1 tRNA gene is annotated in these 356 nt (G+C 56.5%); it reads left to right on the top strand.

From position 1 onward, the window contains the following. Positions 1-19: 19 nt before the first annotated feature. Positions 20-94: transfer RNA gene (locus H6A21_RS10830), tRNA-Asn, on the top strand. The last annotated feature ends 262 nt before the right edge of the window (positions 95-356 follow it).

Below are 356 nucleotides of genomic sequence, written 5' to 3'. Positions count from 1 at the left end.
GCGAACAGGCAACCGAGATTCCTCGATAGCTCAATGGTAGAGCCCGCGGCTGTTAACCGCGTTGTTGTAGGTTCGAGTCCTACTCGAGGAGCCAGAACGTTTCAGCCCCACCGGTCACCCGGCGGGGCTTTTCGTTGTCTCCATCGGGGACGGGATAGTTCGGTGCCATCAGGCATGCTCGCGCCCCGGTGGCACCGAACTATCCCGTCCCCGATGGAGACAAAAAATATCTTGCGCACCGCGTTGATTTGTCTATACTATTCCTTGTTGCGAACAGGCAACCGAGATTCCTCGATAGCTCAATGGTAGAGCCCGCGGCTGTTAACCGCGTTGTTGTAGGTTCGAGTCCTACTCGA

It is taken from the genome of Collinsella tanakaei, from assembly GCF_016902615.1.
GTDB lineage: Bacteria > Actinomycetota > Coriobacteriia > Coriobacteriales > Coriobacteriaceae > Collinsella > Collinsella tanakaei_A.
This window is presented reverse-complemented; position numbering and strand designations above follow the sequence as displayed.